Origin of the sequence: Brevundimonas sp. 357, assembly GCF_003938605.1 — a bacterium.
Lineage (GTDB): Bacteria > Pseudomonadota > Alphaproteobacteria > Caulobacterales > Caulobacteraceae > Brevundimonas.
Map to the genome: position 1 here is coordinate 243,860 of NZ_RHWX01000001.1, position 14,166 is coordinate 258,025.

The window sequence follows — 14,166 nt, forward strand, 5'->3', positions numbered from 1 at the left end:
TGGGAGAAACGCTTCTGCATTTGGGTCTTTCGCAGTCGCGAAGCAACCAGAATCCTCCAATTCGTCGCCCGAATCCGCGAGCGCCTTCCCCCGGCCCCATACGAGGGCTATCTGCTGGCCATGACCTCCCGTATCCGCAACGCTTACGACATCCGCGTGGAAGAGGGCGTGATCACGCCCGAACCGGCCCAGGCCGCCCTGATCGGCGCGCTGGAACGGCTGGAGACCGACCTGTCGAAGAAGGGGCTGTTCGGCGCCCTGCCCGAGGTCAAGGGCATCTACATCTGGGGCCCGCCCGGACGCGGCAAGTCCATGTTGATGGACCTCTTCTATTCCTCAACGCCCGAGCAGAAGAAGGTCCGCGCTCACTTCCACGCCTTCATGGCGCGCATCCACGACCTGGTGAAGCAGTGGCGCGACGGCACGCCGCGCAACCGCAAGGACGTGTTCGGAACCAGCAAGGGGGACGACCCCATTCCGCCGATCGCGGCCCTGATCGCCTCGGAGGCGCGCCTGCTGTGCTTCGACGAGTTGCAGGTCACGGACATCGCCGACGCCATGATCCTCGGCCGGCTGTTCGAGGCCCTGTTCGAGAAGAAGGTGGTGCTGGCCGTCACCTCGAACCGCGCGCCCGAAGACCTCTACAAGAACGGCATCAACCGCCAGCTCTTCCTGCCCTTCATCGACATCATCCGCCGGCGTTGCGACGTGGTCGAGACGGCGGGCGCCCGCGACTTCCGCCTGGACCGCATGGCCGGGGCCAAGGTCTGGTTCTCGCCGCTGGACGCCGAGGCGCGGCAAGGCTTCGAAACCCTGTGGTCCGACCTCAAGGGCGGCGAGCCGGAAGAACCCATCGCCCTGCCGGTGCTGGGCCGCGAGGTGAAGCTGGAGCGCACGGTCGGCGGCATGGCGCGCGCGACCTTCAACGAGCTGTGCGGCCGCCCCTTGGGGCCGCAGGACTATCTGGCCGTCGCCCGGCGCTTCCACACCCTGTTCCTGGCCGACGTCCCCCTGCTCAGCCCGGCCAACCATCATGAGGCGCGCCGCCTGGTGACGCTGGTGGATGCGCTCTATGAGGCCAAGACCCGTCTGGTCGTCCTGGCGCAGGCCGCACCCGAAGCGCTCTACACTGAAGGCGTCGGCGCCTTCGAGTTCGAACGGACGGTCTCGCGCTTCAACGAGATGCAGAGCGAGACCTGGCTGGAGCAGCGCGAGGAAGCCGAGGCGGCCTGAGCCGTCCACCCACAAGGTCATCCCTGCCGTAGCGCCGCCCCACCCTCCGTCATCCTCGGGCTTGACCCGAGGATCGGGCCATCCGCCTAGCGCCCGCCGTCCAAGGGCCCGCGTCCGTTCGGCGCCCTCCCGCCCGCTGACCGCTCGATCCTCGGGTCAAGCCCGAGGATGACGGCGAAAGAGAGAGACCCCACGAAAAAGGGCCGCACTCGAAAATGCGGCCCTTTCCAATTTAGACGCCTAAGCGCTCAAGCAGCGAGCCGCCGCGCGGCTCACGTCAGCGCCCTCAAGCCAAGGAAGGCTCAATATCCTTACAGGCCTGGATCAGGCCCTGGACCGAAGCGACCGACTTGGCGAACATCGCCTTCTCGTCGTCGTTGGTGGTGAACTCGATGACCTTTTCGACGCCGTTCGCGCCGATCAGGGCCGGGACGCCGACATAGAGGTCCGACAGGCCGTATTCGCCCGACAGCCAGACGGCGCACGGCAGGACGCGCTTCTGGTCCAGCAGGTAGGACTTGGCCATGGCGATGGCGGATTCAGCCGGGGCGTAGAAGGCCGAGCCGGTCTTCAGCAGGGCCACAATCTCGCCGCCGCCCTTGCGGGTGCGTTCGACGATGGCGTCCAGGTCAGCTTGCGACAGGAAGCCCGCGGCGACCGCGTCCGGCAGCGGCAGGCCGCCGACCGTCGAGTGGCGCACCATCGGCACCATGTCGTCGCCGTGACCGCCCAGGGTCCAGGCGTGGATGTCCTGCACCGACACGCCGGTCTTTTCAGCCAGGAAGTAGGCGAAGCGGGCCGAGTCCAGCACGCCGGCCATGCCGATGACCTTCTCCTTGGGGAGCCCTGAGAACTTCTGCAGGGCCCAGACCATCGCGTCGAGCGGGTTGGTGATGCAGATGACGAAGGCGTTGGGGGCGTGCTGCTTAATGCCCTCGCCGACGGCCTTCATCACTTTCAGATTGATGCCGATCAGGTCGTCGCGGCTCATGCCCGGCTTGCGCGGCACGCCGGCGGTGACGATGCAGACGTCGGCGCCCGCGATGTCGGCGTAGTCGTTGGCGCCCTTCAGGGCCACGTCCTGACCGAAGACGGCCGAGGCTTCGGCGATGTCCAGAGCCTTGCCCTGGGGGGTGCCTTCGGCGATGTCGAACAGGATGACGTCGCCCAGCGCTTCGCGCGCGGCCACGTGGGCCAGGGTTCCGCCGATCATTCCGGCGCCGATGAGGGCGATCTTCGCGCGAGCCATTCAGGTCTCTCCAGTCGATATTGCGTGTGCGAAACGGTAGTCGCTGGAACGGCGGTCTAGACCTGTCGGCCGGTCGCGGCAAGCGTTCCGCGTTGCGCCTTTCGTCGGGGCCTGCGAGGCTGCGGCCATGGCCAAACCCACGGACGCTCCCCCGATGACGGACGCCGCCTATGAGGCGCGCGCCCTGGCCGAGGCCCTGGCCTGGCGCGACCGCCAGCTGAAACGGCCCGGCCTGTGGGACAAGACCACCCGCGCGACCCAGGACCGCATCAACCGCGTCATTCCCGAGCGCGTGCACGAGATCGTGACCGGCGCTGTGCAGCAGATGACGCGCGGTCTGCTGGCCGGGTCGGAGTGGACCACCGCCCGCCCCCTGACCGAAGGCGCCCTGCAAGAGCGCGAGGCCAGGGTTCGCACGCGCGTCGAGCTGTATCGCACCACCGCCAGCGTCGAGGGCGGGGTAGCGGGCGCAGGGGGCTTCCTGATGGCGGCGGCGGACTTTCCCGCCCTGATGGCGATCAAGGTCAAGATGCTGTTCGAGATCGCCGCCCTCTACGGCTATTCCGGCCGCGACCTGAAGGAGCGGGTGATCGTCCTGCGCATCTTCCAGATGGCCTTTTCCAGCGCCCGGCATCGGCCCGAAGCCCTGGCCGCGCTGGAGGCCGCCATGTGCGCGCCGGACGATCCCGACGCCCTGAAGGCCTTCGACTGGCGCAAGTTCCAGCTGGAGTACCGCGACTACATCGACGTGGCCAAGCTGGCCCAGCTGCTGCCGCTGGTCGGCGCGCCGATCGGGGCCGTGGTCAACTGGCGCCTGACCCAGCGTCTGGCCGAGACGGCGATGAACGCCTATCGCCTGCGCCTTCTCGCCGATCAGGACGTCGCATGAGCTTCACCGCCGACCCCGCCTTCGAGGCCGCCTCCGTCTTCGCCGCCGACTGGCCCCTATGTCAGGTGCGGCTTCAGGACGACGGCCGCTTTCCCTGGCTGATCCTGCTGCCGCGCGTCCCCGGCGCGGTCGAGCTGGAAGACCTGACGCCCGACCAACGCGCCCTTCTGAGCGAGGAGATCGTCCGCGCCGGCGCCCTGGTGCGTGAACTGGGCGCCCTGCGCGATGCGCCCGTCGACAAGCTGAACGTCGCCGCCTTGGGCAATGTCACGGCCCAGCTTCACGTCCATGTCGTCGGCCGCCGCCGCGACGACCCCCTGTGGCCCGATCCGGTCTGGGGGCGCCCCGGGGCGGTTCCTTGCACAACCGAAACGCGCGATGCGGCCCTGGCGCACGTCGCTTCCTTCTGATCCGAGCATTGGGGACCGACTTTCGTTTGGAATCGCCCCCCTTCGTTGACACCGGCCCGTCTGCGTCACTAAAGCCTGTTGCACTGCAATCCGGCCCTGAATTTCCTCGGGTTTTTTGAGAATCATTCGCATGTCGAACACTCCCCCGGCTGCGGGCGAAACTGGCGACCGGACGGGCCGCTACGTCCGTCACCCCAACGGGCACGTCGCACCGATGTCGCCCTTCACCGATATCTGGCGCTGGCACATGACCATGGTCGCGTCGATCCTGTTCCGCGTCACCATCGGCGCGGCCAGCGTGGGCGCCGTCCTGCTGCTGGGTTGGGTCGCGATCGTCGCCTGCGGCCCGGACGCCTTCGCCTCAGTCGTCGCCTTCTCGGGCTCGCCGTTCGGCCTGTTCATCTGGTTCGGCCTGACGTGGGTGCTGTTCTCCTTCCTGCTGAACGGCGCGCGCCACCTGATCAACGACGCGGGCAAGGGGCTGGATATCAAGTCCGCCAACCTGATGGCCCAGATCGCCGTCTGGGGTCCGATCGTCCTGGCCGTCCTGTTCTGGGTCGTGCTGTTCGCTACCGGAAAGGTTTCGCTGTGAGCGCCGCGCCCAAATTCAAGAACAATGTGAAAATCTCCGAGCGCCACGGCGCCGGGGAATGGAAGCTCGAAAAGCTGGCTCTGCTGGCCCTGATGCCGCTGGGCCTGTGGGCTCTGTCGACCGGCTTCACCCTGGCCGGCGCCGACTACGGCGCGGTCGTCGCCTGGTTCGGCAGCACCCTGAACGCCGGCCTGCTGGCCGTGACGGCGGTGGTCTTCTGCCTGTTCGCCAGCCTGGCCTGGAAGGTGATCCTCGAGGACTACGTCCCCGCTTCCTCCCGCTCGTCGCTGATCCTGGTGTCGAACCTGGTCTTCCTCGTGCTGGCGGCCGCCAGCGTCTTCTTCATCGTGCGTCTGGCGCTGGGCTCGGCCCCGCTGCCGGCCGGAGTCTGATCCCGCCATGGCTGCATACGAGCTTATCGATCACGAATACGACGTCGTCGTCGTCGGCGCCGGGGGCTCCGGCCTGCGCGCCGCCCTCGGCGCCGCCCAGCAAGGCCTGAAGGTCGCCTGCGTCACCAAGGTCTTCCCGACCCGCTCGCACACCGTGGCGGCGCAGGGCGGCATCTCCGCCTCGCTCGGCAACATGGGCGAGGACAGCTGGCAGTGGCACATGTACGACACCGTCAAGGGGTCGGACTGGCTGGGCGACCAAGACGCCATTGAGTACCTGGTCCGCAACGCGCCGCAGGCCGTTTACGAGCTGGAACACTGGGGCGTGCCCTTCAGCCGCACCGATGAAGGCAAGATCTATCAGCGCGCGTTCGGCGGCATGACCCGCAACTTCGGCGAAGGCCCGGTGCAGCGCACCTGCGCCGCCGCCGACCGCACCGGCCACGCCATCCTGCACACCCTGTACGGCCAGTCGGTCCGTCGCGAGGTGAAGTTCTTCATCGAGTATTTCGCGCTGGACCTGATCATGCAGGACGGCGCTTGCACCGGCGTCACCGCCCTGCAGCTAGACACCGGCCAGTTGCACCAGTTCCGCGCCAAGATGGTGGTGCTGGCGACCGGCGGCTACGGCCGCGCCTATTTCTCGGCCACTTCGGCCCACACCTGCACCGGTGACGGCAACGCCATGGTGCTGCGCGCCGGCCTGCCGCTGCAGGACATGGAATTCGTGCAGTTCCACCCGACCGGCATCTACGGCGCCGGCTGCCTCATCACCGAGGGCGCCCGCGGTGAAGGCGGCTATCTGACCAACTCGGAAGGCGAGCGCTTCATGGAGCGCTATGCGCCGACCGTGAAGGATTTGGCCCCGCGCGACATGGTCAGCCGCTCCATGACCATCGAAATCCGCGAAGGCCGCGGCGTGGGTCCGAACAAGGACCACATCTTCCTGCACCTGGATCACCTGGATCCCAAGATCCTGCACGCGCGTCTGCCGGGCATCTCGGAAAGCGCCAAGATCTTCGCCGGCGTCGATGTGACCAAGGAGCCGATCCCGGTCCTGCCGACCGTCCACTACAACATGGGCGGCATCCCGACGAACTATCACGGCGAGGTGCTGACGCTGCGCGACGGCAACCCCGACAGCGTGGTTCCGGGCCTGATGGCCGTGGGCGAGGCCGCCTGCGTTTCGGTGCACGGCGCCAACCGTCTGGGCTCCAACTCCCTGACCGACCTGGTGGTGTTCGGCCGCGCCGTCGGCCTGCGCTGCGGCGAGGTCGTGGATAAGAACTCGGCCGTGCCCTCGGCCTCCAAGGCCCAGACCGACGCGCACCTGGCGCGCCTGGACCGCTTCCGCAACGCCTCGGGCTCGACCCCCACGGCGCACCTGCGTCTTGAGATGCAGCGCGCCATGCAGGCCGACGCCGCCGTATTCCGCACCGGCAAGACCCTGGACGAAGGCGTCCAGAAGCTGCGCTCGATCGACGCCGCCGGCTCGGACATCAAGACCACGGACCGCGGCCTGATCTGGAACACGGACCTGGTGGAGACGCTGGAGTACGACAACCTGATCGCCCAGGCCGTCGTCACCATCGAAGGCGCCGCCAACCGCACGGAATCGCGCGGCGCCCACGCCCGCGAGGACTATCCGGACCGCGACGACGCCAACTGGATGAAGCACACCCTGGCGTGGAAGCGTCCGGGCGAAGGCGTCCAGATCGACTACCGTCCGGTACACAAATACACGATGACCGACGAGGTCTCGTACATCGAGCCCAAGGCTCGGGTTTACTAAGGGGGATCGCAGATGGTTCAGCTCAACCTCCCGCGCGGCTCCAAGCCCACGACCGGCAAGGTCCACAAGGCCCCGGCCGGCGCCAAGAACGTCAAGACCTACAAGGTCTATCGCTACGACCCGGAGACGGACGCCGATCCGCGCTGGGACTCCTACGAGGTCTCGACCGACGATCACGGCCCCATGCTTCTGGACGCCCTGATCCACATCAAGAACGAGATCGACCCGACCCTGTCGTTCCGTCGCTCGTGCCGTGAAGGCATCTGCGGCTCGTGCTCGATGAACATCGACGGCCGCAACACCCTGGCCTGCACCAAGGGCTGGGACGAGTGCTCGTCGCACAACATCACCATCGCCCCCCTGCCCCACCAGCCGGTGGTCAAGGATCTGGTGACGGACCTGTCGCTGTTCTACGCCCAGTACGACTCGATCCAGCCCTACCTCCAGTCGGACACGCCCGACCCGGAGAAGGAGCGTCTGCAGTCGCCGGAAGATCGCGAAAAGCTGGACGGCCTGTACGAGTGCATCCTGTGCGCCTGCTGCTCGACCTCGTGCCCGAGCTACTGGTGGAACCAGGAGGAATACCTCGGCCCGGCGGCCCTGCTGCAGTCCTACCGCTGGATCTCGGACAGCCGCGACGACGCCACTCAGAAGCGCCTCGACGACCTGGAAGACCCGTTCAAGCTGTATCGCTGCCACACGATCATGAACTGCGCCCAGGTCTGCCCCAAGGGGCTGAACCCGGCCAAGGCGATCGCCGAGACCAAGAAGCTGATGGTTTCGCCGTCCCGCAAGAAGACGGCCGCCTGATCCAGCCGGTCCGAACGAAAAGAAAAGCCCCCGGCGCCGCCTGGTTCCGGGGGTTTTCCTTGGCCGGCGCGTAGCAAGGCTTGCCAACCCTGCATCCAGAGTTAAGACCGCTTCCATGCCCAAGATCACCTACATTGAACACGACGGAACCGAGCACACGGTCGAGGTCAAAAAGGGCCTGTCCGTGATGGAGGGCGCGATCCGCAACAATGTGCCGGGCATCGACGCAGATTGCGGCGGCGCCTGCGCCTGCGCCACCTGCCATGTCTATGTCGACGAGATTTTTGCCGCCGAGACGGGCCGCCCCTCGGCCATGGAGGAGTCCATGCTGGACTTCGCCGAGAACGTCGAACCGAACAGCCGCCTGTCCTGCCAGATCCGCGTCACCGACGACCTGGACGGCCTGATCGTGCGCCTGCCGGAAAGCCAGCACTGAGATGATCGACGCCCGGCTGCTGGACGCGGTCGGGTCTCTGGCCGCCCTCAATGCCCGGCCGGACCACATTCCCCTGATCGGGATCGCCGGAGCGCAAGGCTCCGGCAAGACCACCCTGGCCCGCGCGGCGGCCGAACGGCTGGGGGCCGCGCATCTGTCGCTGGACGACGTCTATCTGACCAGGGCGGAGCGCCAGGCCCTGGCCCGCGAGGTCCATCCCCTGTTCGCCGTGCGCGGCCCGCCGGGGACGCATGATCTGGGCCTGCTGGAGCGAACCCTGGCCGACCTGCGCGCCGCCGGCGCCGACAGCCGCACGCCGCTGCCCGCCTTCGACAAGCTGGTCGATGATCGCGCGCCCAGAACGGACTGGCCTGTGTTTGCGGGCCGCCCGTCGGCGGTGCTGGTCGACGGCTGGTGCCTGGGCGCGACGCCGCAGGCCGAGGCTGACCTCGCCGCGCCCGTCAACGCCCTGGAGGCCGAACGAGACGGACAGGGGATCTGGCGACGCGCCGCCAACGCCGCCCTGGCCGGTCCCTACGCCGAAGTCTTCTCTCGCTTCGACGCGGTGCTGTTCCTCAAGGCGCCGTCCTTCGACGCCGTGCTGGACTGGCGCTGCGAGCAGGAGGCGGTGCTGATGAATCTGCCGCCCGCCGACCTTCCGCCCGCCCGGCGCGCCGAACTGGCCGTCTTCATCCCGCATTTCGAGCGGATCACCCGCCATATGCTGGCAGGCGGAATACAAGCCGACATGACTTTTGCTCTGAACCGCAGCCGACGCCTCCTCGCAACCTGAAGGCTCAGTCCCGCATCGTCCGGAGCGCGCCCAGGCGAGCGAAGGCCAGGGTCAGGGCCTTGCGGCGCGCGGGCGCCAGGGGGGTGACGGGCGCGTCGCGCACCACCGCCCCGCCAAAGCCGTCGGCGACGATCAGGCCCGGCTCGTCCGGCAGCACGCCTTCGGGGAACTCCGGCGCGACGGCGAAGTAGAAGGCGTCGCAGAAAGGGCCGTACTCCTGCCATTTGCGGTCGACGCGGTAGTCGTCGACGCCCGACTTCACCTCGCAGATGACGATGTCGCCCTTGGGCCCCAGGGCCATGACGTCGGCGCGCCGTCCATTGGGCAGGCAGACCTCCAGCAGGGGCGCATAACCCATGTCCAGCATCAGCCGCGCCGCCCCCCGCGTGACGGACAGGGTCGTTTCGGGGCGGCTGAAGACCAGTTCGAGGTGAAGCGCGGCGGCGGCCATGCGCCTTTATGTTCCGCCTATGTTCCTACCGCAAGCGCTGCCGGTTCACGCGCCACTCGTCCCGCGTCTGGCCCCACAGGTTGACCGCGTGCTCATGGAAGGGCGGCGGCATGACGCCCGGCCCGCGATTGGCCGAGCCCAGCCGCTCGGCCACCTTCTCCGACGCCCGGTTGTCGGGGTCGATGCAGTGGATGACATCCGGCCAATCCAGCACGTCGCAGGCGTAGTCCATTGTCGCCGCAGCGGCCTCGATCGCATAGCCCTTGCCCGTGGCGTCGCGGTGCAGGCTCCAGCCCACCTCGCGGCCCGGCCAGCCATAGGGATGCAGCGGCCCGATGCGTCCCATCCACAGGCCGGTCGCCTTCTCGATCAGCGAGAACATGCCCTCGCCGTGCAGCGCCCACATGCCCGCGACCGAGGCGATGGCGCGCCACACCTCATGCCGGGACTGCACCCCGCCGATGAAGCGCGTCGTCTCGGGGTCGCTCATGAAGTCGGCCCAGCGCGGAAAATCCTCCAGCGTCGGCGGGCGCAGAAACAGGCGTTCGGTCTCCAGCGTGGGACCGAGGGGCGATGTCGGGCGATCGATCACAACAGATACTCGCGTTCCAGGGTGTAGACGCTGCCGTCCCCGGTCAAAACGCTGGAGTAAAGCCCGAAGCGATCCACCCGGATCGGCGGCGACTTCAGCAGATTGTGCCCGGTGATCCAGGCGCCGATGCGATCGGGGTTCGCCTGGGGCTTCAGATAGGCCAGGGTGACGTGCGGCCGGTATTCGCGTTTTTCCGGCGGAACGCCCGCCCGCTCGCCCGCCGACCGGCAGCGCCCGGCCAGGACGTTCAGGCGCTCGGACCGCTCCAACCCCGCCCACAGGGTATGGCTGCGATGCGCGTCGCCAAAGGCGCCGACGCCGTTCAGGGTGATCTCGAACGCCCCGCCGCCCTCGGCGCGGGTCAGTTCCGAAGCCAAGTCGTCGGCCGTGCGCTCGGAGGCCTCGCCATAGAAGGCCAGGGTGACGTGCAGGGCGTCCAGCGGCCGCCAGCGCGCGCCGGGCAGGCCGGATTGACGCCGCGCCAGGGTCTCGGCGACGTCCTCGGGAATGGCGATGGCGGTGAACAGGCGCAACATGCGACCCTTGGTAGCGGGCGGAACCGGCGACCGGAAGTCCGGTTTTTCTTGCAAGGATGCGTCTGCATCCCGATATTTCAGCCAAAGGTCGGGACATTCCCGGCCGAATGGGAGACTTCTTTCGCGATGAGCGATTTCAACAACGGCTATGCGCGCCCGCTTCCGCAGTCGGCGGACATGTCCGTCGACGCCGGTCTGCGCGCCTTCATGCTGGGCGTCTACAACAAGCTGGCGATCGGTCTGGTCGTCGCGGGCGCCCTGGCCTACGTCACCGGCAACGTCCCGGCGGCTCGCGACCTACTCTACATTCAAGGCCCCGACGGCCGCACCGGCCTGACGATGCTGGGCATGATCGTCCAGTTCTCGCCGCTGGTCATGCTGTTCGGCTCGATGTTCTTCATGAAGAACCCGACCGCCAAGGGCGTGAACATGCTCTACTGGGCCGTGGTCGCCACCATCGGCGCGGGCCTGGGCGTGCTGTTCCTGCGCTACACCGACGGTTCGCTGGCCTCGACCTTCTTCGTCACCGCCGCGGCTTTCGCTGGTCTGAGCCTGGTCGGCTACACGACCAAGAAGGATCTGACCGGCATGGGCACCTTCCTGATCATGGGCGTGATCGGCCTGGTCATCGCCTCGATCGTGAACATTTTCATGCAATCGGGCGTGATGTACCTGATCATCTCGGGCGCCGGCGTGCTGATCTTCTCGGGCCTGATCGCCTATGACACCCAGCGTCTGAAGATGACCTACTACGCCCTCGGCGGCGACAAGAACGCGATGGGCGTGGCGACGGGCTTCGGCGCGCTGAGCCTGTTCATCAACTTCATCAACCTGTTCCAGTTCCTGCTGGCCTTCATGGGCAGCCGCGAATAGGGGCTTTCCAAGGCGCTATGGCCGTGACGCGGTCACGGCCGACTTGAGCGCAGGCCTCAAGCAGCCCGAAGGGCGATAGGCCAAAAAAGAATGAGGCCCCGGCAGCAACGCCGGGGCCTTTTTCTTAGCTGCGTTCACGTTGAGGGTTGGCGACTGCCTGGCTCCGCGCATCCCGGCGGACGCCGGGATGCGCGGGAATGAAAGGGCGCTCTCTACTCCACCACCGTGAATCTGCGGCTGTCGAAGACGCGCAGCACCTGGGCCAGGTCTCGGCCGCGCTTCAGCACATGGCCGCCCTCGCCGATCACGGCCCACTGTCCCTGTTTCAGGCGTAGGGCCGGACGCTTCTCGATCCGATAGAGCGGCGCGTCGCCGTGGCGGCGAAAGACGGCGAACTCGGCGTGGTCCTTCTGGCCGGCCATGGCGTAGTCGCGCCATTCGCCCGCCGCCACCATCCGCCCATAGACCCGCAGCATCTGGTCCAGTTCGCGGCGGTCGAAGAAGACCGGCCCCGCCTCCGGTTGCGCATTCGGACTGTCGACGTCGAAGCTCATGGCTTCAACTTAGGCCGCTCGCCGCGAAACGCCAGCGGCGGATCACGGGGCGGATCGGGGCCTGAACGCTTGTCACCCGCCGCGCGCCCGTCCAAAAGGCGGAACAAGTTCTAGATACGGAGACGAACCCATGGCGACGAGCGAAGGCTGGGACATGCCCACCGGAGACCTCATGAAGGGCAAGAAGGGCCTGATCATGGGGGTCGCGAACTCCAGCTCCATCGCCTGGGGCATCGCCTCGCAGTTGGCCGCCCAGGGCGCCGAGCTGGCCTTCACCTACCTGGGCGAAGGTCTTGAGCGCCGCGTGCGCCCGCTGGCCGAGAGCGTCGGCGCCAAGCTGCTGATCCAGGCCGACGTCACCGACGACGCGTCCATGGACGCCGCCTTCGCCGAGCTGGAGAAGGAATTCGGCACGATCGACTTCGTCGTCCACTCGGTGGCCTTCGCCAACAAGGACGAGCTGAAGGGCTCCTTCGTCGACAACACCACCCGCGACAGCTTCCTGCTGGCCATGAACATCTCGGCCTTCAGCTTCGTCGACGTGGCCAAGCGTTCGGCCAGGCTGATGCCGAACGGCGGCTCGATGATCACCCTGACCTACCTCGGGTCCGAACGGGTCATCCCGAACTACAACACCATGGGCGTGGCCAAGGCCGCCCTGGAAGCCGCGACCCGCTACATCGCCCGCGACCTGGGTCCGAAAAACATCCGCGTCAACGCCATCTCGGCAGGCGCCATGCGCACCCTGTCGCTGGCGGGCATCTCGGGCGGGCGCGGCCTGCACTCCAAGTCGGCGCAATTCTCGCTGATCAAGGAAGAGACTTCGATGGAGGGCGTCGCCGGCGCCGCCCTGTGGCTGTGCTCGGACCTGGGCCGCTCGACCACGGGCGAAGTCGTCCACGTCGACGCCGGCTTCCACGCCGTCGGCCTGCCGGACGACATGGAAGGCTGAACCCGACCGGGTTTTGGATAGACAGAGGGCCGCCGGGACACCGGCGGCCCTTTTTGCATCTCCCCACTACCCGCTCATCGCGGCGTATGCCGGATGAGCGGAAAGGCGCATTTCTGCTTTCAGGCGCCCGCCGCCCGGCCTAGCTTGGGCGCATGAGTTCCATACGCCTGCCCCCGCCCGCCAGTTTCTCGGCCGCCGCCGTGGCGACCGTCGTCGGTTTCGGCGGCACGGTCGCCCTGGTGGTGCAGGCCGGACAGGCCATGGGGGCGGCGCCCGTCCAGATCATCTCCATGGTCACGGCCCTGTGCCTGGGCATCGGCCTGCCCGGCGCTGTGCTGAGCTGGCGGCTGAAGATGCCGGTCGTCCTGGCCTGGTCGACGCCGGGCGCGGCCCTGCTGGCCGCCTCGACGCTCGGCCTCGGCTGGTCGACGGCCGTGGGCGCCTTCGTCATCGCCGGGCTGATGATGGTGCTGACCGGGTTGATCCCCGCACTGGGTCGACTGGCCGAGCGCATTCCCGCCGCCGTCGCCTCGGCCATGCTGGCGGGGGTGCTGCTGCCTTTCTGCCTCAAGCTGTTCCTCGTCTTTCCGACCGATCTGATGCTGGCGGCGGGACTGCTGCTGGTCTTTCTAGTCATGCGTCGTCTGGCGCCCGCCTGGTCCCTGCCCGCCGTTCTGGTCGCCGCCTTCGCCGTTCTGGCCGTGCGCGGCCAGGTCGCCCTGCCCGAGGGGACCGGTCTGTTCGGCGGCCTGTCGCCGGTCATGCCCGCCTTCGACTGGAAGGCGGCGGTCAGTCTGGCCCTGCCGCTCTATCTGGTGACGCTGGCGTCGCAGAACCTGCCCGGTCTGGTGGTGCTGCGGGCCGCCGGCTACGCTCCGCCTGCCGGCAAGCTGATCTTCTGGGGCGGGCTGACCAGCACGCTTCTGGCCCCGTTCGGGGCGCACGGCGTCAACCTGGCCGCCATCACCGCCGCCATCTGCACGGAGCCGGACGCCCACCCGGACGCCGCCAAACGCTGGACCGTGGGGGTGATCTACGGCCTGTTCTACCTGGTCGTCGCCCTGTTCGCGGCGCCGCTGGCGGGCCTGTTCATCGCCATGCCGACGGGGGCGCTGGCCGCCATCACCGGCCTGGCCCTGATCGCGCCCCTGACCGGATCGCTGGGGGCCATGATGGGCGAGGCCAAGGATCGCGAGGCGGCCGTCCTGACCTTCGCCGCCACGGCGTCGGGGGTGGCCCTGTTCGGGGTCGGCTCGGCCTTCTGGGGGCTGGCGGTCGGCTTCCTGGCCCTGGCGGCGCGACGCTGGATTCCCACGCGCGGCTGAGCCGCTTCTCCGCCTTTTACACTTCGCGCCCTTTACGGCCCGAGCGGGACCGTGGCAGCTTCTTCGCCTCGGCCGACTGGCGGCCGTCAGAGCGAGACGATCATGGCGCACAAGTTCGAAGTCTATCAGGACAAGGCCGGCGAGTTCCGCGTCCGGTTCAAATACAACTCCGAGATCATCTTCTCGACCGAGGGCTATTCCGACAAGTCGGGCGCCAAGCGCGCCATCGAGTCGATCAAGAAGTACGTCGGCGACGCCCCGACCGAAGAAGTCTGAGCGTGCGCGGG

The 14,166-nt window shown here is 67.8% G+C and carries 18 protein-coding genes; 13 read left to right on the forward strand and 5 right to left on the reverse strand.

Annotated features, from left to right (window positions below; genetic code table 11):
- Positions 1–120: 120 nt before the first annotated feature.
- The gene (gene zapE, locus EGK63_RS01140) at positions 121–1,233 is read left to right on the forward strand and encodes a cell division protein ZapE (RefSeq protein ID WP_125899532.1); all 1,113 of its coding nucleotides are present in this window, start codon (positions 121–123) and stop codon (positions 1,231–1,233) included.
- A gap of 286 nt (positions 1,234–1,519) precedes the next feature.
- Here zapE and mdh read toward each other — a convergent pair whose 3' ends face one another.
- Entirely contained in the window at positions 1,520–2,482 is a 963-nt protein-coding gene (gene mdh, locus EGK63_RS01145; protein ID WP_003166498.1) for a malate dehydrogenase, read from the reverse strand.
- 127 nt (positions 2,483–2,609) lie between these two features.
- Between mdh and EGK63_RS01150 the strand changes: the two genes are divergently transcribed.
- From EGK63_RS01150 to EGK63_RS01185, 8 genes are all read left to right on the forward strand, one after another.
- A complete protein-coding gene (locus EGK63_RS01150) occupies positions 2,610–3,371 on the forward strand; it encodes an EcsC family protein (RefSeq protein WP_243637518.1) in 762 nt (253 codons plus the stop codon).
- Complete coding sequence (locus EGK63_RS01155) at positions 3,368–3,781, forward strand: HIT domain-containing protein (RefSeq protein WP_088410722.1); 414 nt, start codon at positions 3,368–3,370, stop codon at positions 3,779–3,781. The genes EGK63_RS01150 and EGK63_RS01155 overlap by 4 nt, the downstream gene beginning before the upstream one ends.
- A gap of 130 nt (positions 3,782–3,911) precedes the next feature.
- Complete coding sequence (gene sdhC, locus EGK63_RS01160; RefSeq protein WP_243637519.1) at positions 3,912–4,373, forward strand: succinate dehydrogenase, cytochrome b556 subunit; 462 nt, start codon at positions 3,912–3,914, stop codon at positions 4,371–4,373.
- On the forward strand, positions 4,370–4,765 hold the full coding sequence (locus tag EGK63_RS01165) for a succinate dehydrogenase, hydrophobic membrane anchor protein (RefSeq protein WP_125899533.1): 396 nt from the start codon (positions 4,370–4,372) through the stop codon (positions 4,763–4,765). Before sdhC ends, EGK63_RS01165 begins: the two co-directional genes overlap by 4 nt.
- 7 nt (positions 4,766–4,772) lie before the next feature.
- Entirely contained in the window at positions 4,773–6,557 is a 1,785-nt protein-coding gene (gene sdhA / locus EGK63_RS01170) for a succinate dehydrogenase flavoprotein subunit (RefSeq protein ID WP_125899534.1), read from the forward strand.
- A 12-nt stretch (positions 6,558–6,569) separates the two neighbouring features.
- Positions 6,570–7,367 (forward strand): succinate dehydrogenase iron-sulfur subunit, encoded by a 798-nt coding sequence (locus EGK63_RS01175; protein ID WP_125899535.1) that lies wholly within the window; start codon positions 6,570–6,572, stop codon positions 7,365–7,367.
- A gap of 115 nt (positions 7,368–7,482) precedes the next feature.
- Positions 7,483–7,803, forward strand: a complete 321-nt coding sequence (locus EGK63_RS01180) for a 2Fe-2S iron-sulfur cluster-binding protein (RefSeq protein WP_125899536.1) — start codon at positions 7,483–7,485, stop codon at positions 7,801–7,803.
- A gap of 1 nt (position 7,804) precedes the next feature.
- Positions 7,805–8,596 (forward strand): kinase, encoded by a 792-nt coding sequence (locus tag EGK63_RS01185; RefSeq protein WP_125899537.1) that lies wholly within the window; start codon positions 7,805–7,807, stop codon positions 8,594–8,596.
- Positions 8,597–8,600: 4 nt separating this feature from the next.
- Here EGK63_RS01185 and mmcB read toward each other — a convergent pair whose 3' ends face one another.
- The 3 genes from mmcB to thpR are packed head-to-tail and all read right to left on the reverse strand — an operon-like array spanning position 8,601 to position 10,175.
- Positions 8,601–9,047 carry a DNA repair putative endonuclease MmcB gene (gene mmcB / locus EGK63_RS01190; protein WP_125899538.1) on the reverse strand — a complete coding sequence of 149 codons (447 nt, stop codon included), beginning with the start codon at positions 9,045–9,047 and terminating at the stop codon, positions 8,601–8,603.
- Between the two features lie 25 nt (positions 9,048–9,072).
- On the reverse strand, positions 9,073–9,639 hold the full coding sequence (locus tag EGK63_RS01195) for a GNAT family N-acetyltransferase (RefSeq protein ID WP_125899539.1): 567 nt from the start codon (positions 9,637–9,639) through the stop codon (positions 9,073–9,075).
- A complete protein-coding gene (thpR, locus tag EGK63_RS01200; protein WP_125899540.1) occupies positions 9,636–10,175 on the reverse strand; it encodes an RNA 2',3'-cyclic phosphodiesterase in 540 nt (179 codons plus the stop codon). The genes EGK63_RS01195 and thpR overlap by 4 nt, the downstream gene beginning before the upstream one ends.
- A 126-nt stretch (positions 10,176–10,301) precedes the next feature.
- Between thpR and EGK63_RS01205 the strand changes: the two genes are divergently transcribed.
- Positions 10,302–11,048 (forward strand): Bax inhibitor-1/YccA family protein, encoded by a 747-nt coding sequence (locus tag EGK63_RS01205; protein ID WP_125899541.1) that lies wholly within the window; start codon positions 10,302–10,304, stop codon positions 11,046–11,048.
- A gap of 212 nt (positions 11,049–11,260) precedes the next feature.
- Here the strand turns inward: EGK63_RS01205 and EGK63_RS01210 are convergent, their stop codons facing one another.
- On the reverse strand, positions 11,261–11,602 hold the full coding sequence (locus EGK63_RS01210; protein WP_125899542.1) for a DUF2794 domain-containing protein: 342 nt from the start codon (positions 11,600–11,602) through the stop codon (positions 11,261–11,263).
- A gap of 154 nt (positions 11,603–11,756) precedes the next feature.
- Between EGK63_RS01210 and EGK63_RS01215 the strand changes: the two genes are divergently transcribed.
- From EGK63_RS01215 to EGK63_RS01225, 3 genes are all read left to right on the forward strand, one after another.
- Positions 11,757–12,554 carry an enoyl-ACP reductase gene (locus tag EGK63_RS01215; protein ID WP_162200520.1) on the forward strand — a complete coding sequence of 266 codons (798 nt, stop codon included), beginning with the start codon at positions 11,757–11,759 and terminating at the stop codon, positions 12,552–12,554.
- Positions 12,555–12,706: 152 nt separating this feature from the next.
- Positions 12,707–13,879: a benzoate/H(+) symporter BenE family transporter gene (locus EGK63_RS01220; RefSeq protein WP_125899543.1), complete on the forward strand. Its 1,173-nt coding sequence runs from the start codon at positions 12,707–12,709 to the stop codon at positions 13,877–13,879.
- Between the two features lie 102 nt (positions 13,880–13,981).
- Positions 13,982–14,155, forward strand: coding sequence for a DUF1508 domain-containing protein (locus tag EGK63_RS01225; RefSeq protein WP_076224443.1), 174 nt, complete (start codon positions 13,982–13,984; stop codon positions 14,153–14,155).
- Positions 14,156–14,166 lie beyond the last annotated feature (11 nt).